The sequence below is a fragment of the Streptomyces sp. NPDC058307 genome, from assembly GCF_042880295.1.
In the GTDB taxonomy this organism is placed as follows: Bacteria; Actinomycetota; Actinomycetes; order Streptomycetales; family Streptomycetaceae; genus Streptomyces.
Genome location: NZ_JBHVYZ010000013.1, coordinates 114,388 through 140,189, shown reverse-complemented (window position 1 = coordinate 140,189; position 25,802 = coordinate 114,388). Strand labels below are relative to the sequence as shown.

Annotated in this window: 22 protein-coding genes and 2 pseudogenes; 11 read left to right on the top strand and 13 right to left on the bottom strand. The window is 69.5% G+C overall.

All coding sequences use genetic code 11. From position 1 onward, the window contains the following. Positions 1–163: 163 nt before the first annotated feature. Positions 164–419: pseudogene (locus ACFVYN_RS12755) on the top strand (YibE/F family protein); the annotation flags it as partial. Between the two features lie 117 nt (positions 420–536). Here ACFVYN_RS12755 and ACFVYN_RS12750 read toward each other — a convergent pair. Beyond that, positions 537–707, bottom strand: a pseudogene (locus tag ACFVYN_RS12750) (pirin family protein); the annotation flags it as partial. Between the two features lie 952 nt (positions 708–1,659). Here ACFVYN_RS12750 and ACFVYN_RS12745 point away from each other — a divergent pair. Together ACFVYN_RS12745 and ACFVYN_RS12740 are read left to right on the top strand one after the other, a co-directional pair. Beyond that, on the top strand, positions 1,660–3,543 hold the full coding sequence (locus ACFVYN_RS12745; protein ID WP_389996628.1) for an ATP-binding cassette domain-containing protein: 1,884 nt from the start codon (positions 1,660–1,662) through the stop codon (positions 3,541–3,543). A gap of 1,011 nt (positions 3,544–4,554) precedes the next feature. Next, on the top strand, positions 4,555–5,166 hold the full coding sequence (locus tag ACFVYN_RS12740; protein ID WP_389996584.1) for a TetR/AcrR family transcriptional regulator: 612 nt from the start codon (positions 4,555–4,557) through the stop codon (positions 5,164–5,166). Between the two features lie 608 nt (positions 5,167–5,774). Here ACFVYN_RS12740 and ACFVYN_RS12735 read toward each other — a convergent pair. Both ACFVYN_RS12735 and ACFVYN_RS12730 read right to left on the bottom strand, forming a co-directional pair. Next, positions 5,775–6,314: a hypothetical protein gene (locus ACFVYN_RS12735; RefSeq protein WP_389996581.1), complete on the bottom strand. Its 540-nt coding sequence runs from the start codon at positions 6,312–6,314 to the stop codon at positions 5,775–5,777. A gap of 64 nt (positions 6,315–6,378) precedes the next feature. Continuing rightward, positions 6,379–6,939, bottom strand: coding sequence for a hypothetical protein (locus ACFVYN_RS12730; RefSeq protein WP_389996578.1), 561 nt, complete (start codon positions 6,937–6,939; stop codon positions 6,379–6,381). A 629-nt stretch (positions 6,940–7,568) separates the two neighbouring features. On the opposite strand from ACFVYN_RS12730, the gene ACFVYN_RS12725 reads away from it, so the two are divergent. Next, positions 7,569–10,112 carry an ABC transporter substrate-binding protein gene (locus ACFVYN_RS12725; protein WP_389996575.1) on the top strand — a complete coding sequence of 848 codons (2,544 nt, stop codon included), beginning with the start codon at positions 7,569–7,571 and terminating at the stop codon, positions 10,110–10,112. 403 nt (positions 10,113–10,515) lie between these two features. On the opposite strand, the gene ACFVYN_RS12720 is transcribed toward ACFVYN_RS12725, so the two are convergent. Together ACFVYN_RS12720 and ACFVYN_RS12715 are read right to left on the bottom strand one after the other, a co-directional pair. Continuing rightward, entirely contained in the window at positions 10,516–10,608 is a 93-nt protein-coding gene (locus tag ACFVYN_RS12720) for an STAS domain-containing protein (protein ID WP_389996572.1), read from the bottom strand. 5 nt (positions 10,609–10,613) lie between these two features. Further along, on the bottom strand, positions 10,614–11,579 hold the full coding sequence (locus tag ACFVYN_RS12715; protein ID WP_389996569.1) for a pirin family protein: 966 nt from the start codon (positions 11,577–11,579) through the stop codon (positions 10,614–10,616). A gap of 92 nt (positions 11,580–11,671) precedes the next feature. Here ACFVYN_RS12715 and ACFVYN_RS12710 point away from each other — a divergent pair, with 92 nt between their 5' ends. From ACFVYN_RS12710 to ACFVYN_RS12700, 3 genes are all read left to right on the top strand, one after another. Beyond that, positions 11,672–12,154, top strand: a complete 483-nt coding sequence (locus ACFVYN_RS12710; RefSeq protein WP_389996566.1) for a MarR family winged helix-turn-helix transcriptional regulator — start codon at positions 11,672–11,674, stop codon at positions 12,152–12,154. Then, the gene (locus ACFVYN_RS12705) at positions 12,151–12,645 is read left to right on the top strand and encodes a MarR family transcriptional regulator (protein ID WP_389996563.1); all 495 of its coding nucleotides are present in this window, start codon (positions 12,151–12,153) and stop codon (positions 12,643–12,645) included. The genes ACFVYN_RS12710 and ACFVYN_RS12705 overlap by 4 nt, the downstream gene beginning before the upstream one ends. Positions 12,646–12,772: 127 nt before the next feature. After that, positions 12,773–13,057, top strand: coding sequence for a tetratricopeptide repeat protein (locus tag ACFVYN_RS12700; protein ID WP_389996626.1), 285 nt, complete (start codon positions 12,773–12,775; stop codon positions 13,055–13,057). A 62-nt stretch (positions 13,058–13,119) separates the two neighbouring features. Here ACFVYN_RS12700 and ACFVYN_RS12695 read toward each other — a convergent pair whose 3' ends face one another. Then, positions 13,120–14,514 carry a PepSY-associated TM helix domain-containing protein gene (locus ACFVYN_RS12695; protein ID WP_389996561.1) on the bottom strand — a complete coding sequence of 465 codons (1,395 nt, stop codon included), beginning with the start codon at positions 14,512–14,514 and terminating at the stop codon, positions 13,120–13,122. A 121-nt stretch (positions 14,515–14,635) separates the two neighbouring features. On the opposite strand from ACFVYN_RS12695, the gene ACFVYN_RS12690 reads away from it, so the two are divergent. Beyond that, a complete protein-coding gene (locus ACFVYN_RS12690; RefSeq protein WP_389996559.1) occupies positions 14,636–15,280 on the top strand; it encodes a peptide deformylase in 645 nt (214 codons plus the stop codon). Between the two features lie 8 nt (positions 15,281–15,288). On the opposite strand, the gene ACFVYN_RS12685 is transcribed toward ACFVYN_RS12690, so the two are convergent. Continuing rightward, positions 15,289–16,719, bottom strand: coding sequence for a dihydrolipoyl dehydrogenase family protein (locus ACFVYN_RS12685; RefSeq protein ID WP_389996556.1), 1,431 nt, complete (start codon positions 16,717–16,719; stop codon positions 15,289–15,291). Between the two features lie 144 nt (positions 16,720–16,863). On the opposite strand from ACFVYN_RS12685, the gene trxA reads away from it, so the two are divergent. Then, a complete protein-coding gene (trxA, locus tag ACFVYN_RS12680) occupies positions 16,864–17,250 on the top strand; it encodes a thioredoxin (RefSeq protein WP_389996553.1) in 387 nt (128 codons plus the stop codon). Positions 17,251–17,259: 9 nt separating this feature from the next. Here the strand turns inward: trxA and ACFVYN_RS12675 are convergent, their stop codons facing one another. From ACFVYN_RS12675 to ACFVYN_RS12660, 4 genes are read right to left on the bottom strand one after another with little or no spacing between them, the layout of a single operon-like run. Beyond that, positions 17,260–18,696, bottom strand: coding sequence for a benzaldehyde dehydrogenase (locus tag ACFVYN_RS12675; RefSeq protein ID WP_389996551.1), 1,437 nt, complete (start codon positions 18,694–18,696; stop codon positions 17,260–17,262). A gap of 30 nt (positions 18,697–18,726) precedes the next feature. Continuing rightward, positions 18,727–19,905, bottom strand: a complete 1,179-nt coding sequence (locus tag ACFVYN_RS12670) for a 4-hydroxybenzoate 3-monooxygenase (RefSeq protein ID WP_389996549.1) — start codon at positions 19,903–19,905, stop codon at positions 18,727–18,729. A 16-nt stretch (positions 19,906–19,921) separates the two neighbouring features. After that, complete coding sequence (locus ACFVYN_RS12665) at positions 19,922–20,950, bottom strand: LacI family DNA-binding transcriptional regulator (protein ID WP_389996546.1); 1,029 nt, start codon at positions 20,948–20,950, stop codon at positions 19,922–19,924. A gap of 59 nt (positions 20,951–21,009) precedes the next feature. Beyond that, positions 21,010–21,690 carry a TetR/AcrR family transcriptional regulator gene (locus ACFVYN_RS12660; protein WP_389996543.1) on the bottom strand — a complete coding sequence of 227 codons (681 nt, stop codon included), beginning with the start codon at positions 21,688–21,690 and terminating at the stop codon, positions 21,010–21,012. A gap of 99 nt (positions 21,691–21,789) precedes the next feature. Here ACFVYN_RS12660 and ACFVYN_RS12655 point away from each other — a divergent pair, with 99 nt between their 5' ends. Beyond that, a complete protein-coding gene (locus tag ACFVYN_RS12655) occupies positions 21,790–22,353 on the top strand; it encodes an NADPH-dependent FMN reductase (RefSeq protein WP_389996541.1) in 564 nt (187 codons plus the stop codon). Positions 22,354–22,428: 75 nt separating this feature from the next. Here the strand turns inward: ACFVYN_RS12655 and ACFVYN_RS12650 are convergent, their stop codons facing one another. Together ACFVYN_RS12650 and ACFVYN_RS12645 are read right to left on the bottom strand one after the other, a co-directional pair. Further along, the gene (locus ACFVYN_RS12650; RefSeq protein ID WP_389996538.1) at positions 22,429–23,310 is read right to left on the bottom strand and encodes an LLM class F420-dependent oxidoreductase; all 882 of its coding nucleotides are present in this window, start codon (positions 23,308–23,310) and stop codon (positions 22,429–22,431) included. A gap of 115 nt (positions 23,311–23,425) precedes the next feature. Next, positions 23,426–24,394 (bottom strand): TerC/Alx family metal homeostasis membrane protein, encoded by a 969-nt coding sequence (locus tag ACFVYN_RS12645; protein WP_389996535.1) that lies wholly within the window; start codon positions 24,392–24,394, stop codon positions 23,426–23,428. Between the two features lie 247 nt (positions 24,395–24,641). Here ACFVYN_RS12645 and ACFVYN_RS12640 point away from each other — a divergent pair, with 247 nt between their 5' ends. Then, on the top strand, positions 24,642–25,625 hold the full coding sequence (locus tag ACFVYN_RS12640) for an alpha/beta hydrolase (RefSeq protein WP_389996532.1): 984 nt from the start codon (positions 24,642–24,644) through the stop codon (positions 25,623–25,625). The last annotated feature ends 177 nt before the right edge of the window (positions 25,626–25,802 follow it).

Below are 25,802 nucleotides of genomic sequence, written 5' to 3'. Positions count from 1 at the left end.
GCTTGGCGCAGAGCAGAGGAAGACTGAAGCCGGCCGGCCCCGGAGGCTGATCCTGCAGCGTCCCGATGGCCTCTTCTCCGGTGGCTCATCCGGGACCGCCGTGCCCGTCCGTGACCATCCGTCATGCCGACGTCGGCGAGGAGTTCCGCGGCACACGACCGGCCAGACGCGGCAGGCCACGGTCACCGAAGTCGTCGAGGTGAGTTTCAAGTCCGTCAACGCCTCAGGGGAGACCCCGACCGGTGACACCTCCACCGGCGAGGGCACCTCCGCTCAGCAGCAGGCGAACGGCACCCGCAAGAAGGTGACGATCCGGGCCGACACCGGCAAGGACCAGGGACGTACCTTCACCGAGACCGTGCAACCCGACCAGCCACGGCAGCTGCACCAGGACGAGAAGGTCGTGGTGACCTACTCAACATTGGCCGCTATGGTCCTCACCGCTGTCGCGTCGGCCGATCGCCGGACCGGTCGCGCAGCCGCAGCCGCAGCCGCAGGAAGCTTGCCCAGCGTCAGGCATGCCGCATTCTTGCAGGTCAGCGCAGCCTGCCCCGCGGCTTCAACGGCACCGGCGGCAGCTCAGGAGCCGGCAGCGGATCGCCGTCGTAACCCTTCACCTCGCCGAAGCGGGAACCCGTCATCCAGTCCTGACGCGCCTGCTCGATCTCCTCCTGGGACCGTCCGATCCAGTTCCAGAACATAGCTAGTCGTGCGCGCATAATCGCAGGTCAGCAACGATCCGGAGCTCTGGCGGTCAGCGAACTGTCAGCATCGGTCGTCAGGGGTCAGCAGGTCATGCCTTCGGTTGTGTTGAAGCGTGGGATGGGGTCGTTTTCCAAGGAGTGTGGGCATCCGCGGTCGCGGTGGTCGAAATGCCCGCACTTTTTCAAGATCCGGTATCGGACTGCAGGTGGGAGTCGGGCGGAGGAGTCGGGGTTTGCGACTCAGGACAGGGCTGTTGAGCGGCTGTTGGAGGTCTACAACGCGAAGAAGGCGGTCCCGCGGGGCCAGGTGAAGGCGGAGCGGGTCGCGAAGTACGGGGCGATGCGGTTCGGGGAGTACGCGGCGCAGGGGAAGGCTGCCCAGCGTGATCTCGGGCCGGCGTCGGTACGGCATCTGGGGTCGCTGCTGTCCATTCATCCCGAAAGGCGATCAAGACCTCCGACGGCTATGCCGTGCGAGAGATCCTGGCACACCCCCTGTGTGCCGCCCTCGCTACCGATCGAGCGGCACAGGACTGCCGAACTCTCCTCACCGCCTGCGCACTCGGAGCAGGAACCATCCCCGATGAGTGGCGTGACCAACTGGACCATGCGGTGCGTATCAGCGATCACACAATCCGGGAAAGCGTTGCCCTCCAAGATCAGTCTTGCCCAATTGGGCAAGACTGATCTTGGTTTGCCGATTCCGTTGGTGCCATCGCGAGCCGATCACCGTCCGAAACCTCGTGCGTCACAGGCGTCACAGGCTCGGCGATTCGGTCATATCTGCACCGGCCATGGGCCGCCCCGGTATGGCGGTCACAGGTTGACCCCTTGCGGTTCAAGGGCCCCTGCACGTCCGAAAGCGAGCGCGTTCGAATCCCGCCGCATGTCGTTATGCCAGGCATGCCGAGCCATCCAGGTGCGGCACAGCCCCCAAGGAGGGATACAGGTGACTGTGACTGACGCCTCGACTGCAAACGAGGAGACGCCGCCCCCTCCACCCCCGGCCAGCATCACCTTCGAGGGCAAGTACGGGAAGAACCCGCTGGCAGATGCCAGTTTCGGGGCAATGTGCCGACGCCTTCCCTCCGTGCTCGGGCACACCGCGCGGATGGCGTGGGCCGTCGACAGGTCCGGCGTCGTGCTGCTCCTGGTCTGCCAGTTGCTCACCGGCATCGCGGCCGGCGTCGTCCTCGCCTTCACCGCCCAGGCGATGAACCACCTCCTCGCCACCGGGACGGTTTCCGCACGTCTGCACGCCGCACTGCCCGCCCTGGTTGTGGTGACGACAGCTGCGGGCATCGGCCGCATCAGTGGAGCCCTGTCCTCGTACGCCGACGGACGGATCACACCGCTGCTGATGACCGAGGCGGACGTTGCCCTCGTCGCCGCCGTGTGCCGCGTGGAGTCAGCCGCGTACGGCGAGGACGGATTCGCTGACCGGCAGGAGGCGGCCGAAGTCGGCGTCACCCGGACCAGGATGATGGTGCAGGATGCCCAGCGGTTCATGTCCGCACTGATCCGCATGATCGCCGCGAGCGGGGTCATCACCGCGCTGCACCCGCTGATGCTGCCTCTTCTCCTGCTGGCCGTGCTCCCGGCAGGCGCCGGCGCAGTGTTGTCCGCGCGCGTTGACTACGAGACCCACTACCTCAACGTCGGCGACCGCAACGTGCGCTCCATGATGCGCTGGTGGGCCACCTACTCCCGCTACGGCGACGAGGTCCGCGCCAACGGCATGACCGACTACCTCATCTACTGGTACCGCGCCCTGTCCGACCGGATCGACCAGCGCACCGTGACCGCAGCCCCGCGGATGCTCCGCATCGTCCTGGCCACCAGCGCCCTGGGCGGGATCTTCCAGCTGGGTACCTGGGCCACCCTCGCCTGGCTGGCCACCACCGGCCGGGTCGCCATGCCCGTCGCGGCCACCGCCCTGGTCGCCGTCCAGACCACGCTGGCCTCGCTCTCCCAGTTCGTCATCCACGGCGCCGCGATGTTCCACACCTCGCTCTACCTGGCCGACATGAGGTCCTTCCTCGACATGGCCGTCGAACGCGCCCCCAAGCGCGGAGAATTGACCATCCCGGAACGCGTGGACGAGATCCGCCTCGACGAGGTCGTGTACCAGTACCCCGGCAAAGAGGAGCCGGCCGTCGCGGGGGTCTCACTCACGCTCCGCCGCGGCGAGATCCTGGCCATCGTCGGCGAGAACGGCTCGGGCAAGTCAACCCTGGCCAAGCTCATCACCGGCATCCTCCTCGCCGACAAGGGCCGCGTCCTGTGGGACAGCATCGACCTTGCCCAGGCCGCCCCCGACGCCGTGTGGAAACGCACCGCGCTCGTCCCCCAGGGGTTCGCGTGCTGGCCCCTGCGCGCCCGCGAGAACATCACCCTCGGCCAGCCCAGGACGTACGACGACGGACCGGTGTGGGACGTCGCCGACGCCGTCGGTATGCGGGAAGCGATCGAAAAATTGCCCCACCAGCTCGACACCCTCCTCGCCAAGGAGCTGTTCGGCGGCGCCGAACTGTCCGGAGGACAGTGGCAGCGACTCGTGTGCGGCCGCGCGCTCTACCGGCAAACGCCCCTACTGATCCTGGATGAGCCGACCTCACAGATGGACGCCCGCGGTGAGCACGCCATCTTCCTGGAGATCAAACGGATCGCCGCCGAGCGCATGACGATCGTCGTCACCCACCAACTCGAGAACACACGGCTCGCCGACCGCATCCTCGTCATGGACGAAGGCCGAGTCATCGAGCACGGCAGGTACGAGGATCTTGTGAACGCCGGGGGGCTGTTCGCAGAACTCGTGGCCCTGGCCAAGGACCGTTGATGCCTCACGTCCGCGCACCACTCTGGCATCCCAACCCGTCCACGATGCTCGCCTCCCAACTCGTCCGCCACTGAGCCCCTTCCGCGTCGTCGACCTGGACGAGCTTCTGAAGCAGTTGGGCGAGATGGCTGCACAACCCTGCTCGGTGGCCCGGATGCCGACAGGCCCCGGCCACCGGGCAGGTACGGCGGCTGGCTCGGCTCGTCGGGCCTTGCGCGCCTGACCGTCATCGAGGACGGCACAGCGTCCGGGCCATTCATGGGCGGTGGCGTCAGCTTCATGCTCGCGCGCCGGTATGCATGGGCCGGCACCACGTCGTGGTGCCGACTACCTGCGGTCGCGTTTCTCGTCCTTCCTCGGCACGTCGCCGGGCTTGCCGCCCGGCCCCGGTCGGTTCGAGGGCGGCCCAGACACGGCGCACCTCGTAGTGACCGAAGCCGCACGCGTTCTTCAAGACCTGGAACGTCTACCCGACCACCCAATGCATTCCGGCGATGTGCCCCAGCGCGGTCTCTGCCGGTGTGCAGCAGGAGGTGGTGCAGCCTCACGTGCAGCGATGCGCGTAAGGACGGGAGGCCGAGTACCGGCGTTGCCGAGTCCTCGGCGAGCACCGAGTCCATTATCAACTGGGCAGCTCTTCGGAGCGTGATCACCGCTTCCGTGCGGGCTCCTTGGGCGCCAGCCCGCCCCAAGCGCGTTCCGCACGACGACGTCGTACCGACTCGTAGGGCCGGTCCAGGTCGCCTAGATCCGAGACTGCGGTGCTACTGAACCGATCGCTTCGAAGGCCGTGTCAGATCCGGTCTTGCCTCGTCGTGCGGCGCACCCATACGCGCCCTCGGCCGCCAGTCCCACGATACTGGCCAGGCCGATTCCGGTGCTGCCCGTGAAGGAGAGCGGCCCTTCCCTCAAGCACTCCCATGTGAACGGCCTCCTATGGCTTCCGCATCGCTTCAGAACTGGGCCCTAACACTTCTGCATCGATCGCTACAAAAGAGTTAGGCTCGGGATGTGGAGACGAAAAAGAGTGGCCCCATCGGCCGACCGCGGGGATTCGCCAGCGACGAAGCTCTTGAGCGCGCCATGCTCGTCTTCTGGGAGCACGGCTACGAAGGCGCCAGCCTGTCCAGGCTGACGTCCGCCATGGGCATCTCCGCCACCAGCATGTACGCGGCCTTCGGCAACAAGCAGGAGCTGTTCCGCAAAGCGCTGGCCCGCTACGACGAAGGGCCGAGCGCATACCTGGCCCAGGCCCTGCAGGAGCCCACCGCCCTCGGCGTCGCCACCGCGATCCTCGAGGGCAACATCCGGACCACCACCCTCCCGGCCCACCCCACCGGATGCCTGGGCGTGCAAGGCGCCCTGGCCGCAAGCGAATCCGGACGGGAGATCCGTGACCTGCTCGTCAGGTGGCGCAACGACAGCTACTCCTGCATCCGCGAACGGTTCCAGCAGGCCATCGACGAAGGCGACCTGCCCGCGAGGACCGATCCAGGACTGCTGGCCCGCTATCTCACCACCATGGCATTCGGCATCGCCGTACAAGCCGCCAGCGGCGTCGACCGCAAAGAACTCCAGGACACGGCCCACGCCGCCCTACGCAACTGGCCACCCACCTACTGACCTTCAAAGCGTGGTGCTGTAGGGCTGACGTCTCATGATCCCTGCGGTATGCCGACCGCATGAGGTATGCGCAAGCGGGCGGGCCGACCGAGCCCGCTGCCGAGCCCGAACCCGCAGCTTCACGGGGTTGACTCCGGCCCCAGCGTCCTGCCCGGCGCAGAGTCCGGCCGGGGTGACACCGCCCAGTCGGCCGTAGGACGCCGCGTCACGGAACGCGAACACCCCACCGTCCGCGGCTGCCTGCCAGCACCCGCCGGAGGCGGCCGCTACCGGGACGATCGGGCTGTTGCTGACGGCGTCGGCCGCCAGCCTGGGCTGCGGTCGCACCGGTTCCGAACAGAGGCACCAGCACGGCTGCGGCGGCGGCCACAGTGAGGGCGCTTCGCCGACCACGCGCACCATGACGAACCATCAAAGTCCCCTCCCATGAATCGGTTGCCACCTTCTTGGTGGCGCTTCCGATTCGACCGGAAGCGGGGAAGTGGGAAGCCGCCAGACCGCAGCCCACCGGTAGAGGTGGCCAGTAGACGCGCGTGCGCGTATACGTCTGAGTGCCTCTGGCAAGATTTTCGTGAAGCGGGGCTGTGCCACCGTGCCACCGAGTTGTGTCAGGTGACCAGCAGGCGGTTGAAGAACGCACGGTAGTGGCGCAGTGCCAGACGCAGGTCCTCGGTGTTGGCCTGTTCGCCCCGGTTCCACTGTCCTTCCAGTTCTTGTTTGTGGTCGGCGAATGTGGCGGCCAGCTTTTGCATCACGTCGGCGACCAGGGCATCGGCGGTGTGCACGGCATCCCGCGGGTCGTCCACGAACTTGTTCTGCACGTCCTGCCAGCGTGCTCGGAAGCCTTCCTCATCCTCTGGGGTGAGGAGTTGGGGGGCCTCGCCCTCGGAGCGGGCGCCCGGGTCAGTAGCTTGATGCTGGGTGTCGAAGTCGGCTCCCGCCGCCTCGTCTTGAGTGCCCCCGTCGGCTCCCGCGGCATCGTCTTCGGCAGGCTTGGTGGGCGTGGTCGTACTCTCGCCGGGGAAGGTCGGTACGTCTGTCGACGTGCTCGCCGCCCCTTCCTGCGTGGACCTGTCGCGAGGTTGAGCGAGATCGTCGGTGGACAGGCCGCTCGCGGCGGCGGTGTCCGGTATGTCTTTGCGTTGCATATCTCCTCCATTCCCGGACGCCTGCACTCCCCGGATCGGGGCGACGGTCTGGTCGCCGAGCCGTTCAGGCCGGAGCGGCACGGCGGGGTTCGCCGCCGTCGGAGAGCAGTTCGTCGAACAGGGCCCGGTAGTGCACCATGGCGCCCCGCAATTGTTCGGTGGTCGCCTCGTGCCGGGTGCTGAGCTCATCGACATCGTGGGCGGCCCGGTAGTGCTCGAGTGTGCGGCCGTGCTCGACCGACAGGTCCTTGAGCTGTTGGTCGAAGTCCTGGGTCGGGTAGCCGCGCTCATGCATCAAGGAGGTCACCAGGCGGTCCGCGTCGTGGACCGCGTCCTCTGGACGGTCCACGAACTCCTCTTGCACGCTGGTCCAGTCCCGGGTGTATCGATCCCTGATCCTGCTGTCCAGCGGTTTGATGTCTAGCGCGTCATGCCGCTTCTCGCGGGCCTTGAGCTCCCGTTCGCCGGCCATGCGGCTGTCAGCCTGCTCCAGCGTTCGTTCATACTCCGGGCCGAAGCGGTCGCGCAGCTTCTTGCGGCGCATGAGCAGCCAGGCCACCATGGCTGCCAAGACGATCACCACCACGATGGGAATGATGATCGCTAGAAGTGTCCCTGTTGACATCGGGCCAGGCCCCCTAACGCGTGTGCCCTAAATGCACCTCTTTAGGACGGATTGCCGCTTCTGTGCCGTTGAAACGGGGATCTGCAGTTGAATCACTGCGATCAGGCGCAATGGGCCGAGTCGGGGGTCGGCAACGGCGGCTTTAGGAGTGCGGATACCGGACGCCTCAAGGTCGGAGACGAGCATGGCTTCGGCCGACCGAGACTCGCCGGGTAATCTCAGCCGAGGTCGTCAACCAAGGCTCCGAGGCCACACAGCGCCACACCGCGCCACGGTGGGCTGACTGTGCCCGGCCAGCCCTGTGCACCGTCATCGTGATCGTCCAGCTCGACGGGGTCCGGGTCACGAAGGGGCCTCAGCCACCAGGAGCATCTCCGGGTGACAGCAGGCCCTTGGGGGGCGCGAAACACTCAGAATCACTCATTAGGAGCCATCGACAGAAGTAGCCCATTTTCACACCTCCCTCACGTGGCATCTTGGCCTCCCTGCTTCCCCGAGGGAGGAACTGCGTGCCCGACTCCCCCACGCCCACAAACTCGGCCCCTCGATACCCCAGGTGGTCGGATCGCCTCATACGTCAGCTCGACATCTTCGCGGCCACGCGGTCCCGTGCCGAGAACGTGCCTGCCTTGCTCCTCACCAGGCAGGACGGCGGCGATGTCCGGGCACCAGCCTTCATGGTCCGTGAGTACGAGCACCGGCTGTCGCGACGGCGGGGCAACCCTCACTTCCAGGTACCGCACGCGGTCGTCGACGACGCGGAGCTGAGCGGAGGCTTCCTTGCCGCGATCGACCGAGTCGGACTGCGGTTCCAGCTCACCATGCCGTCGGGACGACCGCGGTTGCCGGCCTTTCACACCTGCCGGGCCGTACTTGATGCCGAACGCGGCGCAGGCGACGTCCAAGCCCAGCAGCAGCCGATCCTCGACGACCTGTACGCGGCACTGCTCAAAAGGCGGAAAACGCTGCGCGCATGCGCTCGCCTCGCGGACTTTCTGGGTCAGCATCTCCTGACCGGCTGGCTGCAGGGACTCGTGGCAGCCCTGATCGTCAGCCTTCCCAAGCTCTGTTACCGGTTCCACCTACGACACCGGGGCCTGCGCTGGGTCGCGGACGAGGCGAACGCGACCTGCTTCCTGGACGCCGCGCTCGCCCTCTGCCAGGACGGCGAGCTGGACAGGGAGAACCCGCGCGTGCGGCGTATCCTCTTGCGCGCACTGCTCACCGATCTGCGGAATGCCACCCGACGAAGGACCTGGCTGAGTCATCTGTGGGCACGGCGGCGGTGGTCCTTCGTCGTCCTCATTCCCGACATCGACGACGCGGACGGCCCCGGCCGCGCCTTCCTCGGCACCTTCGAGGAGCTCGCTGGTGACCATCCGTCCAAGCCGCTCCTCGTCCTGGCCGCCTGCGCGGGTCCGCCTCCGGACTACGCCGCGCCGCTGGGCGCCGACCCCGACCGGCCCAATGGCATTGCCGACAATGTCTTCAAGTTCCTCAATGAGGGCAGTGACGAGCCGGTACGCCTCATCACGCTGCCGGCCGGGGACGACACGGAGGGCACGGCCAAGACGAAGATCGAAACCCATTGGGGCGTCATGGCCCGCCGGGACCACCTTCTCGACTGGTTGCGTCCGGCCGCTCTGCCCCTCATGGCCGCGGCCACCGCGGGCATCCTCCTGGCCCCGCACTACCTCTGGCCGACCCCGCCCCCCGCACCTGCCTCATGCGTCACTCTGAAGACGGGTGAGCGTGTGGGCGTCACCGACGGCAGACAATGTGATCTGGCCGTACCGGGAGACCGCGGAAAGGAACTGCGGAACCTCGAGCACCAGGTGGCGAAGGAGAACGCCCAGATCCCGGACGGTCGATACCGCACCCTGGTCTTCCTCGCTCCCCTGAGTCTGCAGAACGGCGTGTACGACGACCCGCCGATCGGCCTGCAGATCCTGCGCGGCGTCATCGCCCAGCAGCACAAGCTCAACACCGGGGTCCGCCAGAACAAGGTGCCGATCCGCCTGCTCATCGCCAACACCGGCCAGTACTTCCAATACGGCGCACACAGCGCCGCGGCGCCGAAGGGCCCGGACGTCGCACAGATGATCATCAGGCGTCAGCGGCAGGACCACATCGCCGCAGTCATCGGCATCACCCAGAGCCGTCCCGAGTCGCTGGACGCGGCCCGGGAACTCGACCAGGCCGGCATCCCGGTCATCGCGAACGGTGTGTCCGGCAGCATCATGGTCGGCCCCGACTCGCCACAGCGGTACTTCCAGATCTCGGCGCCCGACGGGCGAGTCGCGCGGGTCCTCGCCGACTTCATCCACCACTCTCCCGCGGTCCGCAAACTCACCAGCGGCACACCGCACGCCGTGGTCGTGTACGACCCCACCGACACGGCCTTCAGTACCGACCTCAAGAACCTGTTCGTCGCCGCCTACCGTCCACACGGCGGTATCGACGAGATCAAGTACAGCGAGAAGCCCGGGGCGACCACGCCGGAGACCATTGCGAGCGAAGTGTGCAACAAGGTCGCTGCGACGCACGGGATCGTGGTCTACCTCGCCCGATCCGGTGTGCTTCCCAGCCTCCTCAACGCGATGCAGAGTGCGGGCGGACAATGCCAGCCCCCTCAAGGCACGACAATCCCGATGATCACCGAAAGCGCCCCCATCGACTTCCAGCTCCATCCAGGACAGACGGCGCGCGCCTACCCGTACATGACGCTCTTCTACGAGACGACGAACGCCCCCACCCCGGACTCCCGGGATCCGTACGCCCAGTTCGCCCAGGACTTCGCCACGGTGTTCGGCGGACGCAGCGCGGACGCGGACGCCGCCGGCGGCTTCGACACCGTGGGTGTCGTCAGCAAGGTCATCGAGGACCTGCTGCCGGCTTCCGACGACGTTCAGCCCAATGACATCTACCTGTGGCTCACCGCCCACGGCGTGTCCCAGTACCCCGGCGCTTCCGGCGTGCTGCAACTTGACGGCAAGAACAAATACCCGCCCGACAAGGCGGTGTTCATCCGCGAGATCGCCCCACCAAGCGGAATCACGGCCACACTGCTCAGCTGCGGAGTCCTGCCCAACCGGCAGAACCCCGCGAAGTGGGGTACTCCTCCCGACACCTTCCCCTGCCCCAGGGACGACACCGCGACGGCTTCCCCATGAGACGCTCCCGGTGGGCGTCGCCCTTGACCGACTCGCCCCTCGCCCACCATCGCCTCAGACGGCTGCAGCACCGCCCCGAAGTCGTGCTTCTGCTCGATCAGGTAGAGCTGCGTCCAGCGCGTTACGCTGCCATCACCAAGGGTGTCGGAGAGGGAGGGGGCCGGCTCGCACGCCTTCAGCACGTCGGCGGCAGGTGCTGCGGTTGCCGGTCTGCTCTGCAGGGCGGCGCGGTCATCCGTGGACAGTCGGAAAAGATCAGCACCTGGGCCGCAGGTCAGTCCAGCGCCTCAACACGGTTGCCGGCCAGGCCGAACAAGACATCGGTCCCGGTCAGCTGAAACAACCTGGCGACCTGCGATGACACCCCGGTCAGCATGAAATCGATCTTCGTCGCCAGGGCCTGCTACCGGGCCTGCTGCAGTGTCCGCAGCCCCGAGCAGTCGCAGAACGTCACTCCGGAGAGATCGACCACCAGCCGCTGGATGCTGCATTCCATGCGGGTCAGCGCACTCTGCCCCGCGGCTTCAACGGCACCGGCGGCAGCTCAGGAGCCGGCAGCGGATCGCCGTCGTAACCCTTCACCTCGCCGAAGCGGGAACCCGTCATCCAGTCCTGACGCGCCTGCTCGATCTCCTCCTGGGACCGTCCGATCCAGTTCCAGAACATGACCAGTTCCTCGTCGAAGGGCTCGCCGCCGAGGAGCATCAGGCCCGCGTCCGACTCGGCGCGCAGCGGGAGTTCGGTGCGGCCGCAGCCGAGGTAGAGCATCGAGCCGGGCAGCAGCGCCACCCCGTCCACGTGGGCCTCGCCGGACATGGACAGCACGGCGTACTCGAAGTCCGGTTCCAGCGGCAGGCGTACGTCCGCGCCGCGGCCGAGGGTCAGGTCGGCGCCGACGATGGGGGTGTACGCCGTTCCGGGTGAGCGTGCGCCGTCGAGGTCGCCCAGGATGAGCGTGGCCGTCAGGCCGGGGGCCGTGATCTGCGGCAGCCCGGTGTGGTGCTCGAAGTGCGGGTCGGTGTGGCGGTGCCCGTCCGGGAGGGCGACCCAGAGCTGGGCGCCGTGCAGGAACCGGGCGTGGGACTTGGGGCTCTCCTCGGAGTGGCTGATCGCCCGGCCGGAGGTCATCAGGCCCAGCTCACGGGGGCGGATGGTCTGGAGGCTGCCGGTGGAGTCGCGGTGCAGGACCTCGCCCTGGTGCAGCCAGCTCACCGTCTGCAGGCCCATGTGCGGGTGCGGAGGCACCTGCATGCCCGGCTCGTCGGCGATGTCGTCGGGGCCGTAGTGATCGACGAAGCACCAGGCGCCGACCATGCGGCGGCCCAGGTTGGGCAGCAGTCGGCGTACTTCGCTGGACTCGCCGAGCTTGACGCGGCGGGGGCTGAGGAGTTCGCGCACGGGTTCCGCCACCACGAAGCCGCGGCCGCCGCACAGGGCGGGAACCGCCTGGCGATCAAGATTGCTCATGTCGCCCAACCTAGACCCGTGAGGCGATTCCCGTCAGGCCGTCCGGCCGAGAATAGTGGCCATGGATATAGTAGCCATGTACTGTATCGAGCATGAGTACGGCATCCGAGGGCGCGACGCCCGGTTTCCTGGTCTGGCGACTGTCGATGAAATGGCGGGTCGCGGTCGACCGCGCGGTGGCGCCGCTCGGCCTGACACACGCCCAGTACTCGCTGGTCGCCTCGCTGTACGGCATGCAGCGCGGCGGCGAACGCCCCAGCCAGCGACGCCTCGCCGACCAGACCGGCCTGGAACCGCTCTACGTCTCCAAGCTGGCGCGCGCCCTGGAGAGCGCCGGGCTCCTGGAGCGCGCCCGCGACCCGCGCGACCCGCGCGCGGTGCAACTGGCGCTCACCGACGAGGGCCGCGAGCGCACCCGGCAGGCCATCGAGGTCGTCCAGGGGCTCCTGGAGCAACTGCTGGCACCGCTCGGCGGCCTGGACAGCGCGCGCACGCGGGAGTTCAGGCGCGAGCTGACGGCCCTGCTCGACACACCTCTCGATCCGACGAACGAGAACCTCAAGGAGCAGTCATGACCACCACCACTCCTCCCACCACTCCTCCCACCACTCCCGTCCTCGACCCCCGCGTCATAGCCCTGGCCCACTACGCGGCCCGCGCGCTCCTCGAGAGAGTCCTGGCCCGTCACGGCGTGACCTTCCAGCAGTCCGTCACCCTGCGACTGGCCGCCGTCGCGGAGGGGCCGGTCGAGCGTGAGCGCATCGCCGCGGACGTCGTCGGCGCGCTGAAGATCGACGCGGCGGACGCGCACTCCGTGATCGACGAGCTCGTCTCCGCCGGGCTGCTGGCTCCCCACGAGTCGACCCATGGGTCGTCCCATGAGTCGTCCCAGGTGCGGATCACGGACGCCGGCCGGGAGTTGTTCGCGACGACGTCCGCCGAGACCGCCCCCCTCTCCGCCCGGGTCTACGCCGGCATCCCCGCGGAGGATCTCGCCGCCGCCGGACGCGTACTGAGCCTCATCACCGAGCGGGCAGACGCGGAGCTCGCCGCCCTGGCCAAGTAGTGGAATATTGAACCACCTGGTTCCGTTGACGGCCTCGAAGTCGAAGGAGGCACGAGTGGAGACCACGTACCACGACCACACGTACTACGACCACGGAACACCGGCGGAGCGCTGGGAGCGCGCGCAAATGTTCTTCGACGCCAAGGAGTACGCCACGGCGGCGCGCGTCCTGGACGGGCTGGTCGAGGAGGTTCCGGAGCAGACCGGACCGCGCCTGCTGCTGGCGCGCGCCTACTACCACTCGGCCCAACTGCGGCGCGCGGAGCGTGAGTTGCGGGTGATCGTCGAGCGCGACCCGGTCGAGCAGTACGCCCGGCTGATGCTCGGCCGCACGCTCGAGCGGCAGGGCAGGCAGGAGGAGGCCGAACCTCACCTGCGCCTCGCCTCGGCGCTCGCGGGCGACTTCGAGTAAGCCGAGCGAGCCTCGACGACACATGGGCCCGGTTCCGCACAGGAACCGGGCCCACGTCCGTCTCAGGCCGTCGCGTTCCCCTTCCCCCGCCGGTGGGCGAACTCGCCGAGGATCACGTCGGCGACGATGAAGCCGGCCAGCGGAATGCCGAGCAGTGGCACGAAGTAGCCGAGGACGGCGACGAGCACCACGCCGGGCACCAGGACCTGCGGCGGCACCTGCTGCCAGGCGCCGCGCGGGATCGGCCGGCCGAAGGCGGAGCCCCGCCCGCGCTGCCACCACATGCGGTAGCCCCACACGATCAGCAGGATCAGCGAGAGTGCGAGCAGCATCAGGGCGATCTGGTTGACCAGCCCGAACAGGACACCGGTGTGCAGGTCGATGCCCCAGCGGGTGAGCTTGGCGAGCAGCGGGTAGTCCGCGAACCGCAGCGTGTCGGTGACCTTGCCGGTGGCCGGGTCGACGGCGACCGAGTCCTGCTTCTCGGGCCAGCTGCGCTGCACCTGCCGTACGACGTAGGCCGACGAGGCGTCGGCGGGCGGCACGATCTCGACTGGGTCGCCGAGATCTTCGGCGCGGGCGGCGGCCAGCACCTTGTCGAGGCCGACGCCGTGCTCGGCGTCCCCGGCCGAGGCGGACGCGCCGTGGCCCGCGTGGTCGCCGCCCGCGGCCGAGGAGACCGAGGGCGTGGACTGGCCCAGTGAGGTGCGCAGTTCGTCGATGTTGGCGCCGGCGTACGTCGACCAGGTCAGGCCGGTCGCCGACAGGAAGATGAAGCCGGCCGCGGCCCAGACGCCGACGCTGCCGTGCAGCCCGAGGGTGCGGCGCCGCCCGCTGGTGCCGCGGACCTTGCGGAGGGCACGGCGGCGGGAGAACCACAGCACGATGCCGCCGCCCGCGATCACCCACAGCCAGCTGGCGGCGAACTCACTGTAGAGGCGACCGTTCTCGCCCAGGTGGAGGTCGCGGTGGAACTCGTCGATCCAGGTGCGCAGCGGCAGCGCGCCGGTAGAGCCGTACTGCTCCAGGGCGCCGCGGACCTTGCCGGTGTACGGGTCGACGAACACGGCCAGGGTGTGGTTCGGGTCGACTCCCTGCACGCCGGACAGCATCACCCTGGTCGTGGCGTCGGCCGCGGGTGAGGGGCGTATCGCCGAGACCGTGCCCTCGGGGTGGGCCTTGCGGGCGGCGTCCACCTGGTCGTCGAGGGGCAGTTTGCTGTCGGCGACGGCGGCGACGGTCATCTGGTCCCGGTAGACGATCTTCTCGGCCTGGAAGGCGCCCGCGTACAGGAAGCCGGTGACGGCGGCGATGAGCAGGAAGGGGGCGACGAACACACCGGCGTAGAAGTGCAGACGCAGCACGAGCGGGCGCAGCGGTGCCCATCTGCTGGGGGTCGGCGCCGGGACGGCCGGTTGCGCGGCCTCGTCCGTGGACGTCGTGGGGGCGATGGACATCGGCGGTTTCTCCGAGCGCTGGGGACGATGGCGGTCCAGTAGTCGGAGAGCGGAGGCGTCGAGTTCCCGGCACTTCCAGTGACCTGCGTCACACGCGTGGTTCTCGTGACATCCTGGCGCGATGGCAACTCCGAGTCACCGCAAGCCCCTTGTTGAACTGGTCGAGGAACTCCTCGCCACGGACGGCCCGCTCCCGATCGTCGCGGCCGGCGATCCGGTGCTGCGGCAAGGCATCGAGCATTACGACGGCCACCTGGACGGCGCTCTCCTGTCCCGTTTCGTCGAGGCCCTCCGCATCACGATGCACGCGGCGCCCGGCGTGGGGCTCGCCGCCCCTCAGGTCGGGGTTCCCCTGCGGATCGCGGTGATCGAGGACCCCGCGCCGGTACCCGAGGAGATCCGGCTGGCGCGTGGACGCGTCCCGCAGCCGTTCCGGGTCCTGGTCAATCCGTCGTACGAGCCGGTCGGCACCGGGCGGGTGGCGTTCTTCGAGGGGTGTCTGAGCGTGCCGGGATGGCAGGCCGTGGTGGCGCGGCCCGCCGAGGTCCGGCTCAGGTGCGAGGACGAGAACGGCCGCGCGGTCGACGAGGTGTTCCGCGGCTGGCCCGCCCGGATCGTCCAGCACGAGACGGACCACCTCGACGGGGTGCTCTACCTGGACCGCGCCGAGCTGCGCTCGCTGTCCTCGAACCAGGCGATGGCCGAGCGCTGGACGCAGCCGACGCCGGAGCAGGCGGCCACGTCCCTCGGCTTCGAACTTCCTTAGGCGTACCTCTAGTTGTCCCGGTAGGCCTCCAGCAGTCGCAGCCACACCTCGCTGATCGTCGGGTACGACGGGACCGCGTGCCACAGCCTGCTGATCGGGACCTGGCCGGCGACCGCGATCGTCGCGGAGTGGATCAGTTCGCCGACGCCGGGGCCGACGAAGGTGACGCCGAGGAGGATCTCTCGTTCCAGGTCGACGACCATGCGGGCACGGCCGCGGTAGCCGTCGCCGTAGAGACCGGCGCCTGACACGGAAGCGAGGTCGTAGTCGACCGCGCGGACCCGGTGGCCCGCCTGCTCGGCCTCCGCCAGGGAGAGGCCCACGGAGGCGGCCTCCGGGTCGGTGAAGACGACCTGGGGCACGGCGTCGTGGTCGGCGGTCGCGGCATGGGCGCCCCACGGGTCCGCCTGGACCGCGGTGCCCGAGGCGCGGGCCGAGATGGCGGCGCCGGCGATGCGGGCCTGGTACTTGCCCTGGTGGGTGAGGAGCGCGCGGTGGTTGACGTCGCCGACGGCGTAGAGCCAGTCGCTGCCGGTCACGCGCAGGCTGTCGTCGACCTCCAGCCAGCTGCCGGGGTCCCGGCCGATCGTGTCGAGGCCGATGTCGTCGGTGCGCGGGGCGCGTCCGGTGGCGAACAGGATCTCATCGGCCTCGATGCGGTCGCCGGTGTCGGTGACGACCACGACCGTGCCGTTCTCCCGGGCGACCGACTCGACCGAGGTGCCGGTGCGGACGTTCACGCCCGCCTCGGTGAGCGCCTCGGCGACGAGTTCCCCGGCGAACGGCTCCATGCGGTTGAGCAGGCCCTTCCCGCGCACCAGGAGCGTCACCTGCGAGCCCAGCGCCTGCCAGGCCGTGGCCATCTCGGTGGCGACCACTCCCCCGCCGACCACGACGAGCCGCCCCGGTGCCGCCTTGGCACTGGTCGCCTCGCGGCTGGTCCACGGCTTGACCTCGTCGAGGCCCGCCAGGTCGGGCAGCACGGCGCGGGTGCCGGTGCAGACGGCCACGGCGTGCCGGGCGGTCAGCACTTTCCGTACGCCGTCGGGGCCGGTGACCGTGACCGTGCGCTCCCCGGTGAGACGGCCGTGGCCGCGGTGGAGCTCGGCGCCGATGCTCTCCAGCCAGCCGACCTGGCCGTCGTCCTTCCAGTCCGAGGCCCAGTAGTCCCGGCGCGCGAGGACCGCGGCCGCGTCGAGGGGGCCCTGCACCGAGGCGCTCAGACCCGGCAGGCGGCGCGCGTCCGCCTGTGCGATCACCGGCCGCAGCAGGGCCTTGCTGGGCATACAGGCCCAGTAGGAGCACTCTCCGCCGACCAGTTCGCTCTCCACGACCGCGGTGGACAGGCCGGCCGCGCGGGTGCGGTCGGCCACGTTCTCCCCCACGGGTCCGGCACCGAGCACCACGACGTCATAGGCGATGTTTTCCGTTTCCGTCATGGGCCCAGTCTGGTGGGTGGTGTGCGCTCGGGCCAGCAGGGGTACGCGCGGCGCATGCCCACAGGTGTCCGCTGTGGAATACCGGGCCGGGCGGCCGTGTTGTGCCGACGGCTTCGCTCCGAGACCAGGAAGAGGGATCACGTCATGAGCAGCACCGTGGAGCTCACCAAGGAGAACTTCGACCAGATGGTCACGGACAACGAGTTCGTCCTGATCGACTTCTGGGCTGCCTGGTGCGGTCCTTGCCGCCAGTTCGCGCCGGTCTACGAGAAGGCCGCCGAGGACAACCCGGACCTGGTGTTCGGCAAGGTGGACACCGAGGCGCAGCCGGAGCTGGCCCAGGCCTTCGGTATCCAGTCGATCCCGACGCTGATGATCGTCCGCGACCAGGTCGCGGTGTTCGCCCAGCCCGGGGCGCTGCCCGAGTCCGCCCTGACGGACGTCATCGGGCAGGCCCGCAAGCTGGACATGGACGAGGTCCGCAAGTCCGTGGCCGAGCAGCAGGCCCAGGCCGGGCAGAACGGCGAGTAACGCCCCGGATCAGAAGGGGTACGTCGCCACGTCCGCGCGTACCGTCGTCCAGCGCACGTCGGTGAAGGCCTCCACATTGGCCTCGCCGCCGAACCGGGCGCCGGTGCCGGACGCGGCGATACCGCCGAAGGGCGCGACCGCCTCGTCGTTCACGGTCTGGTCGTTGATGTGCACGATGCCGGTCGGGATCCGCTCCGCCAGGTCGAGGCCGCGGGCCGCGTCCGCGGTGACGATGCCGAGCGAGAGGCCGTAGGGCCCCGCGGCGGCCAGCGCGGCCGCCTCGTCGACCGTGCTGAAGGACCGTACGGGCGCGACGGGTCCGAAGACCTCCTCCGCGTAGGCGGGTGTGCTGTCGTCGAGGCCCGCGAGGACCGTCGGGCGGTAGAAGAGCTTGTCGTGCGTGCCGCCGGCGGCCAGTTTGGCGCCCTGCGCGGTGCTGGCCTCGACCAGGCCGTGCACCTTGGCGAGTTGGTTGCCGTCGATGATCGGGCCGAGGTGGACCTGTTCCCGGTGGGGGTCGCCGACGGCGAGCGAGTCGGCCTTGGCGGCCAGGCGCTCCACGTACTCCTCGTACAGCGACGCGTGGACCAGGTGCCGGCCCGTCGTCATGCAGATCTGGCCCTGGTGGAAGAAGGATCCCCAGGCCGCCGTGGAGATCACGGCCTCGATGTCGGCGTCCTCCAGGACGATCAGGGCGGAGTTGCCGCCGAGTTCCAGGTGGGCGCGCTTGAGGTGGCGTCCGGCCGCCTCTCCGACGGCACGGCCCGCCGCGGTCGAGCCGGTGAAGGAGATGACCGGGATGCGCGGGTCGGCGACCAGGGCCTGGCCGACGTCGGGCCCACCGGGCAGGACGTGGAACAGGCCCTCGGGCAGCCCGGCCTCGGCGAAGACCGCGGCGAGCGAGAGACCGCCGCAGACCGCGGTGCGCGGGTCGGGCTTGAGGATCACGGCGTTGCCGAGAGCGAGGGCCGGGGCGACGGAGCGGATCGAGAGGATCAACGGGGCGTTGAAGGGCGAGATCACGCCCACCACGCCGACCGGAATCCGGCGCGTGTAGGACAGCCGGGGCGCCTCGCTGGGCAGGACCTGGCCCGCGGGGCGGGAGGCGAGGGCGGCTGCCTCGTAGCACTCCTGGGCGGCCACGTGCAGTTCGAAGTCGGCCTTGCCGGGGATGGACCCGGACTCCCGGACGAGCCATCCGCGCAGTTCGTCGGCGTGCGCGGCGAACAGGTCACCGGCCTTGCGCAGCACCCCGGCGCGGACGAAGTGCGGGAGCCTTGCCCACTCCACCTGGGCGGCGCGGGCTGCCTCGGCGGAACGCTCCACGTCCTCGCCGGTGGCGAGAGCGACGGTGGCGAGCGTGTCGCCGGTGGCGGGTTCGGTGACCGCGTACTCGGGTCCTGAAAGGGGGTGGGGCTGCCAGCTCTTGGGGTCGAGCAACGACATGACGGCTCTCCGTTCGATCACCGATGGGACTCACACGGGGAGCGGTAGTCCCGTGTAGTTCGCGGCCAGTTCGGCGGCCGCATGGCGGGATGCGGTGATGCGGCGCAGCCGTGCGAGCTGCATCCGGCTCTCGAAGGCATCCCCATTTGGTTGAGCGTGCAACATCCTAGTCATGTCATACGAGAACCGGGTGGCCTGCCACACACGAGAAAGACACAACTCCGAATAATTGTCGATCAGTTGTGTCGATCCCGTCCGGTGCAGCTCGGCCAGGGCCCGGGCGAGGAGGGACACGTCCGACACGGCGAGGTTGAGGCCCTTCGCTCCGGTCGGCGGCACGATGTGCGCGGCGTCGCCGGCCAGCAGGAGACGGCCGTGGCGCATCGGTTCGTGGACGTAACTGCGCATGGGTGTGACGGACTTGGCGGTGATCGGACCTCTCGCGAGGGTCCAGTCGGCGTCGATCGCGAAGCGGGCGGCGAGCTCGTCCCAGATGCGCTCGTCGGCCCAGTCGTCGGCGTCGGTGCCGTTGGGGACCTGGAGGTAGAGCCGGGACACGGCGGTCGAGCGCATGCTGTGCAGGGCGAAGCCGCGCTCCCCGCGGGCGTAGATCAGCTCTTCGCAGGACGGGGCGACATCGGCCAGGATCCCGAGCCAGGAGTACGGGTAGTCGTGCTCGTACGTCCGGCTCGTCGCCGTCGGGAAGGCCCCGCGGGAGATGCCGTGGAAGCCGTCGCAGCCCGCGATCCAGTCGCAGGTCAGGGTCTGTTCCCGGCCCTCGCGCAGGAACCGCACCATGGGGGCGTCGCTCTCCGGCTTCTCGACCGCGAGGGCCTCCGCCTCGAACAACAGCGGTGGCCCCTCGGCCAGGTGGAGCGCGACGAGGTCCTTCACGATCTCGGTCTGGGCGTAGACGGTGACCGTACGGCCGCCGGTGAGCACCGGGAAGTCGAGGTGGTGCCGCTCCCCGGCGAACCGCAGCTCGATGCCCTGGTGGACCAGCCCCTCCGCCTCCAGCCGAGCGGCGGCGCCGGCCGCGCGCAGGGCGTCGACCGTGCCCTGTTCCAGCATCCCCGCGCGCTGACGGTGCTCGACGTACTCCCGTGTCCTGCTCTCCAGGACCACGCAGTCGATGCCGGCCAGGTGCAGCAGGCGGGCGAGGAGCAGTCCGGCGGGGCCGCCGCCGATGATCCCGACCGTGGTGCGCATGGCAGGCCCTTCTGCGTCAGCTGGAGTCGCGGTGCACGACCGTGGCACCCAGCACCGTGTGCGTCTCGGTCGCGGCGCCCGGTTCGCGCACCGCGCGGTCGACCAGTTCGGCGAGGTCACGGCCGGACGGGAGCTCGAGGTGGACCGTGCTCAGCCGGGGCCGCAGCAGCCGGCCCAGGAGCAGGTCGTCGGCGCCGATCACCGCCGTGTCCTCCGGGATGCGCACGCCCTCGTCCTGCAGGGCACGCATTAACAGCATCGCGTACTCGTCGTTGTACGCGAACACGGCGTCGAGGTCGAGTTCCCGCCAGCGGGCGGCGAGACCGGCTGCGGCCTGTTCCTCGTAGGCGAGGGACAGCTCGGTCAACGTGGCGTCCGTGCCGTCCAAGGCCCTGCGCACACCGGCCAGGCGGGGCAGCGAGAAGGCCTCCAGACCGGCCTCCGCGGGCACCACGACCCCGATGCGGCGCCGGCCGCGGGAGTACAGGTGGGCGGCGGCACTGTGGCCGACGCCCGCGTGGTCCATGAGCAGGGCGTGGGCCCCCTCGACCGCCTCGGGACCGAGGGTGACCACCGCGCGGGCGCCGGAGCGCCGCAGCAGGGCCACGCCCTGCGGGCCGAGTCCCGCGCCGGGCACCAGGACGGCGACCGGGCGCAGCTCGGCCCAGGCGCGGGCCGCCTCGTCGCCCTGGAGGCCGACGCTGCCGTACTGCACGACGGTGTAGTCGAGCCGGCCCAGGGCCCACTGGAGTTCGCTGATGAACTGGCTGTAGAGCGGGCCGACCGGAATGGCCGGGGCGGGCATCAGGACCATCCGGCTGTGGCCGGCGCGCAGGCTGCGGGCGGCCGCGTGCGGGACGTACCCGAGTTCCTTCGCCGCCGCGTGGACCCGGCGGCGCGTGGGCTCGCTGATCCGGACGGCGCTGGTGTTGTTGAGGACGTAGGAGACGGTCGCACGCGAGACGCCGGCCAGCCGGGCGACATCGGCGCTCGTGGGAACCGGGCGCGTGACGGAGGACGCGGACGTGTTCTGTATCTGCACCATGACGACCGTCATCTTTGCAGAAGCTGTGAAGGTGCTCACATGTGGGGTTGACGCTTTGCTCAGCGCGGCGCGTCCACGCCGGTCACCCGGGTGACGAGGTCGTTCCAGCCGGCCTCCAGACGCTCCAGGGGGATTCCGCACTGCCGGGTGAGGTGGTGGATGAGGGCCGGGTCGAGATACCCCATCAGCGTATGGGCCAGCAACTCGCAGTCGGCGTCCGGAACGATCTGCCGCAGCAGCACGGCCGTGTGCATGTGCAGCGCCCGGGTCGACGGGTGGGAGTGGCGGCGGGTGGGCTCCGCCTGCGCGGCCAGCTGCAGGTCCAGCTGTTCGGCGAAGCGGTAGAGCACGGCCACACCGAGCGCCCGCAGCCGGTCCACCGGAGGGGCGCCGGGACCCAGCGGCGGCGGGCCCCCGAGGAAGTCCGCCTGGAGGGTGTGCGCGGAGTGGTCCAGCAGTGCCATGAGCAGTCCGGTGCGGTCGCCGAAGCGGCGGAAGACCGTGCCTTTGCCGACTCCGGCCGCCGTGGCCACCGCTTCCATGGTGACTCCCGCCACGCCGTGCTCCGCGATCAGCCGGGTCGCGGCCTCCAGCAGACGGGCGCGGTTGCGGGCCGCGTCGGCGCGCAGGCACGGCTCGTCGGAGGCGGATCCGATCTCCAGAACCCGGGGCTCGTCGAAGGGCTCCTGAGGCTTCGGGAACGGCGGCAGGGTCTCGGACATGAACCCAGCGTAAAGCATCGGGAAGAAAACTGGACCTCGGTCCGGTTAGGGTGCTAGAACATAAACGGACCCCGGTCCGGAAGATTGCCGCAGTGTTTCAGCATCCTGGAGTTACGCATGTCTGTTCGCATTCTCGCACTCGTCGGATCCCTCCGCGCCGGTTCGACCAACCGCCAGCTCGCCGAGGCGGCCGTCAAGCACGCCCCCGAGGGCGCGGAGGTCGTGCTCTTCGAGGGCCTCGGCGACATCCCGTTCTACAACGAGGACATCGACGTGGAGGGCAGCGTGCCCGCAGCCGCCACGAAGCTGCGTGAGGCCGCGCAGGCCTCCGACGCGTTCCTGCTCTTCGCCCCCGAGTACAACGGCACCATCCCGGCCGTGCTGAAGAACGCCATCGACTGGCTGTCGCGTCCCTTCGGCGCCGGCGCCTTCGGCGGCAAGCCGGTCGCCGTGGTCGGTACCGCGTACGGCCAGTTCGGCGGTGTGTGGGCGCAGGACGAGACCCGCAAGTCCGTGGGCATCGCCGGCGGCAAGGTGCTCGAGGAAGTCAAGCTGTCCATCCCGGGATCGCTGGTGCGCTTCGCCGAGACCCACCCGGCCGACGACGCCGAGGTCGCCGCGCAGCTGGCCGAGGTCGTCGCGCAGCTGCACAGCAACGCGGGTGAGGTCGCGGCGGCCTGACCTGCCGCGCGGAACAGGGGCCGGAGTTCTTGCACTCCGGCCTTTTGCCGTGTCCGCGGACCTGCCCGACAGGCCCTAGTCCAGTTCCGCGAGCCGCTGTACCGCGGGGGCCGTGAAGCGTTCGATCCACTCGGCGGGGGCGCCGGTGCGGGGGGCGAGGATGACCGTGTCGATGCCGAGCTTGGTGTAGCCGGTGATGTCCCGGGTGAAGGCGTCCGGGTCGCTGCCGTCGGCCGTGTCGACCGAGTAGGTCATCGTCCTGCGGATCTCGTCGTAGTCCCGCCCCTCGGTGTCGCAGTGGCGGCGCAGCACGTCGAGCTTGTGCCTGACCTCGTCGGGCGAGGTGGCGAAGAGGTTGCAGGCGTCGCCGTAGCGGGCGACCAGGCGTAGCGTCTTCTTCTCACCGCTGCCGCCGATCATGATCTCGGGGTGTGGAGTGCTGACCGGGGCCGGTACGCACAGGGTCTCGGCGAGCCGGTAGTGGGTGCCCTCGAAGGGGCCGTTCGCCGCCGGGTCCCACATCTGCAGACAGATCCGCAGGGTCTCCTCCAGCCGCTCGAAGCGCTCCGCGAGGGGCGGGAACGGCACGCCGAGCCCTTCGTGCTCCCGGTCGTACCAGGCGGCCCCGATGCCGAGGGCGGCCCGGCCGCCGGAGAGCACGTCGAGTGTGGTGGCGATCTTGGCGAGGAGGCCCGGGTGGCGGTAGGTCACTCCGGTCACCAGCGCGCCGAGCCGGACCGTCTCGGTGTGGGCCGCGAGGAAGCTCAGGGTCGTGTAGGCCTCCAGCATCGGGTCTTCGGCGCCGCCGTTGAACTCCATCTGGAAGTAGTGGTCCATCACCGACAGCCAGCTCACCCCCGCCGCCTCCGCCGCGGCACCCGCGGCGGCGAGCTCGGCGCCGAGGGCGGGTGCGCCCGCCGGGTGGTTGAACCGGTTGATGTGCACGCCCACACGCATGGCCGTCTCCGTTCACGGGACCTTCGCCGACCTTGCCGACGCTAGAACCTGGAGTGCTCTCGAAGTCAAGGGCGAGTTCCTCCGAGAGCTGCGCCGGGCCTGGCCTGGGTCCCGGTCACGCCACGCGTTCCGCCTCCGCCTGCTCCTGCTTCTTCGCGGCGCGCAGGCTCGTCAAGGTGGTGACCGTCAGGACGAGGACGATGAAGCCGAGGGAGAAGGGGATGCCGATCTCGGGGACATGGACCCCCGACTCGTGGAGAGCGTGCAGCACCAGCTTGACGCCGATGAATCCCAGGATGATCGACAGGCCGTAGCTGAGGTGGACCAGCTTCTTCAGCAGGCCGCCGATGAGGAAGTACAGCTGGCGCAGCCCCATCAGGGCGAAGGCGTTCGCGGTGAAGACGATGTACGGGTCCTGGGTGAGGCCGTAGATGGCGGGGATGGAGTCGAGGGCGAACAGCACGTCGGTCGAGCCGATGGCGAGCATCACGACCAGCATCGGGGTCATGACCCGCTTGCCGTTCTGCTCGATCCACAGCTTGGTGCCGTGGTAGCGGTCCGCCACGCCGAAACGCTTCTCCACCATTTTCAGCAGCTTGTTCTCCTCGTACTCCTCGTCGTGTCCGTCCTTGCGGGCGTCCTGGACGAGCTTCCAGGCGGTCCAGATCAGGAAGGCGCCGAAGAGGTAGAACACCCAGGAGAACGCGGAGATGATCGCCGCTCCGGCCGCGATGAACCCGGCGCGCAGGACGAGCGCCATCACCACGCCGACCATCAGCACCCGCTGCTGGTACTGCGAGGGCACCGCGAACTTGCCCATGATCAGGACGAACACGAAGAGGTTGTCGACACTCAGGGACTTCTCGGTGACGTATCCCGCGAAGAACTCGCCCGTGGGCTTCGCCCCGCCGAAGAGGAGGAGCCCGAGTCCGAAGAGACAGGCCAGCACGACCCAGACGACGGTCCAGATGCCGGCTTCCCTGACCGACACGTCGTGGGGTCTGCGGCCGATGAAGAAGTCCGCGCCGACCAGGACGCACAGGGCGACGACGGTCAGCAGCCAGACGGTGAGCGAGACGTTCACTGGTTCTCCTGTGCGTGGGGGGCACCGACAGCGTTGCCACCACCGGGGATCCCTTCCACCTACAAAAGGTGAACAACAGGTCACGCGATGGCAAGGAACCGCAGGTCACGCCGGAACACGGCGGAATCTCCACGCTCACCACCCGCCGTACGGCGGTCAGGTCCCGCCGTACGGCGGCGCTCCGGACGGACACCGTTGCCCCGATCATGACGGCACGAGCCGCCGCGCCCTCGCGTGAGGAGAAGTCATGACACTTGTGCCGCCCCCGTTCGACCCCGAGCTCAGCGCCGCCCTGGATCTGATCAAGGACGTGATCTCGCCCGGTCTCACCGTGGACGAGATCGACGTCGTGCGTCAGGGGGCGGGCATCGACATGCTGGCCGAACTGGACCTGACACTGGACGGCTTCTTCGAGGTGGAGGAACGCTCGGTGCCGGGGCCGGAGGGTGACCCCGAGATCTCACTGCTGATCTGCCGGCCCGCCGGGGCATCCGCGGCACCCGCGGGCCTGGGACGTCCGGTGATCTACCACGTCCACGGCGGGGGCATGATCCTCGGCAACAACCGTGTCGGCATGGACGTTCCGCTGGCCTGGGCGAAGGAACTGGACGGGGTCGTGGTGTCGGTGGAGTACCGGCTGGCGCCCGAGAACCCGCATCCGGCGCCCATCGAGGACGTGTACGCCGGGCTCGTGTGGACGTCCGAGCACGCCGAGGAGATCGGTGGCGACCCCGAGCGGATCGTGATCGCCGGTGCGAGCGCGGGGGGCGGTCTTTCGGCGGCGCTGGCCCTGCTGACCCGGGACCGCAAGGGGCCGCGACCGATGGGGCAGCTGCTGATGTGCCCGATGCTGGACGACCGCAACGACAGTCCGTCGACGTATCAGATGGCGGGGCTGGGCGTGTGGGACCGTACGGCCAACGACACGGGCTGGACGGCGTTGCTGGGTGAGCTGCGGGGTGGCCCCGATGTTCCCGCGTACGCGGCGCCGGCCCGGGCCGAGGACCTGTCGGGCCTGCCGCCCGCCTTCCTCGACGTGGGGTCGGCGGAGACGTTCCGCGACGAGGTCCTCGCCTATGCGTCCCGGATCTGGCAGGCGGGCGGGGTCGCCGAACTGCATGTGTGGCCGGGAGGCTTCCACGGCTTCGACGGGTTCGCCCCCCAGGCCGCGTTGTCGCAGGCGGCGCGTGCTGCGCATCTGTCATGGCTGCGGAGGTTGCTGGGCAGTTAGGGGTGCTGCGGGGGCCTCCCCGCCCCGTCAAGGGCGCTGCCGGGCGGTGGGCCGTGTCGACGGCGAAGCCATCAGCCGCCGTCCCTACGGCCGCCCGACCGCAGGGACGGGAGGAAGCAGCGCGGGCCCGCACCGGGCGACACCGTCGGCGGCATGGCCTGTCGCGCCCGCACAGCG

Excerpts from the sequence above, each read along its gene's own strand:
- ACFVYN_RS12715 (WP_389996569.1), bottom strand. The coding sequence starts at position 11,579 with ATGAGCAATCTTGATCGCCAGGCGGTTCCCGCCCTGTGCGGCGGCCGC.
- ACFVYN_RS12690 (WP_389996559.1), top strand. The coding sequence starts at position 14,636 with ATGGCAACTCCGAGTCACCGCAAGCCCCTTGTTGAACTGGTCGAGGAA.
- ACFVYN_RS12710 (WP_389996566.1), top strand. The coding sequence starts at position 11,672 with ATGAGTACGGCATCCGAGGGCGCGACGCCCGGTTTCCTGGTCTGGCGA.
- ACFVYN_RS12735 (WP_389996581.1), bottom strand. The coding sequence starts at position 6,314 with ATGCAACGCAAAGACATACCGGACACCGCCGCCGCGAGCGGCCTGTCC.
- ACFVYN_RS12660 (WP_389996543.1), bottom strand. The coding sequence starts at position 21,690 with ATGCTTTACGCTGGGTTCATGTCCGAGACCCTGCCGCCGTTCCCGAAG.
- ACFVYN_RS12655 (WP_389996541.1), top strand. The coding sequence starts at position 21,790 with ATGTCTGTTCGCATTCTCGCACTCGTCGGATCCCTCCGCGCCGGTTCG.
- ACFVYN_RS12685 (WP_389996556.1), bottom strand. The coding sequence starts at position 16,719 with ATGACGGAAACGGAAAACATCGCCTATGACGTCGTGGTGCTCGGTGCC.
- trxA (WP_389996553.1), top strand. The coding sequence starts at position 16,864 with ATGAGCAGCACCGTGGAGCTCACCAAGGAGAACTTCGACCAGATGGTC.
- ACFVYN_RS12675 (WP_389996551.1), bottom strand. The coding sequence starts at position 18,696 with ATGTCGTTGCTCGACCCCAAGAGCTGGCAGCCCCACCCCCTTTCAGGA.
- ACFVYN_RS12730 (WP_389996578.1), bottom strand. The coding sequence starts at position 6,939 with ATGTCAACAGGGACACTTCTAGCGATCATCATTCCCATCGTGGTGGTG.
- ACFVYN_RS12640 (WP_389996532.1), top strand. The coding sequence starts at position 24,642 with ATGACACTTGTGCCGCCCCCGTTCGACCCCGAGCTCAGCGCCGCCCTG.
- ACFVYN_RS12695 (WP_389996561.1), bottom strand. The coding sequence starts at position 14,514 with ATGTCCATCGCCCCCACGACGTCCACGGACGAGGCCGCGCAACCGGCC.
- ACFVYN_RS12665 (WP_389996546.1), bottom strand. The coding sequence starts at position 20,950 with ATGGTGCAGATACAGAACACGTCCGCGTCCTCCGTCACGCGCCCGGTT.
- ACFVYN_RS12720 (WP_389996572.1), bottom strand. The coding sequence starts at position 10,608 with ATGGAATGCAGCATCCAGCGGCTGGTGGTCGATCTCTCCGGAGTGACG.
- ACFVYN_RS12670 (WP_389996549.1), bottom strand. The coding sequence starts at position 19,905 with ATGCGCACCACGGTCGGGATCATCGGCGGCGGCCCCGCCGGACTGCTC.
- ACFVYN_RS12650 (WP_389996538.1), bottom strand. The coding sequence starts at position 23,310 with ATGCGTGTGGGCGTGCACATCAACCGGTTCAACCACCCGGCGGGCGCA.
- ACFVYN_RS12700 (WP_389996626.1), top strand. The coding sequence starts at position 12,773 with ATGTTCTTCGACGCCAAGGAGTACGCCACGGCGGCGCGCGTCCTGGAC.
- ACFVYN_RS12705 (WP_389996563.1), top strand. The coding sequence starts at position 12,151 with ATGACCACCACCACTCCTCCCACCACTCCTCCCACCACTCCCGTCCTC.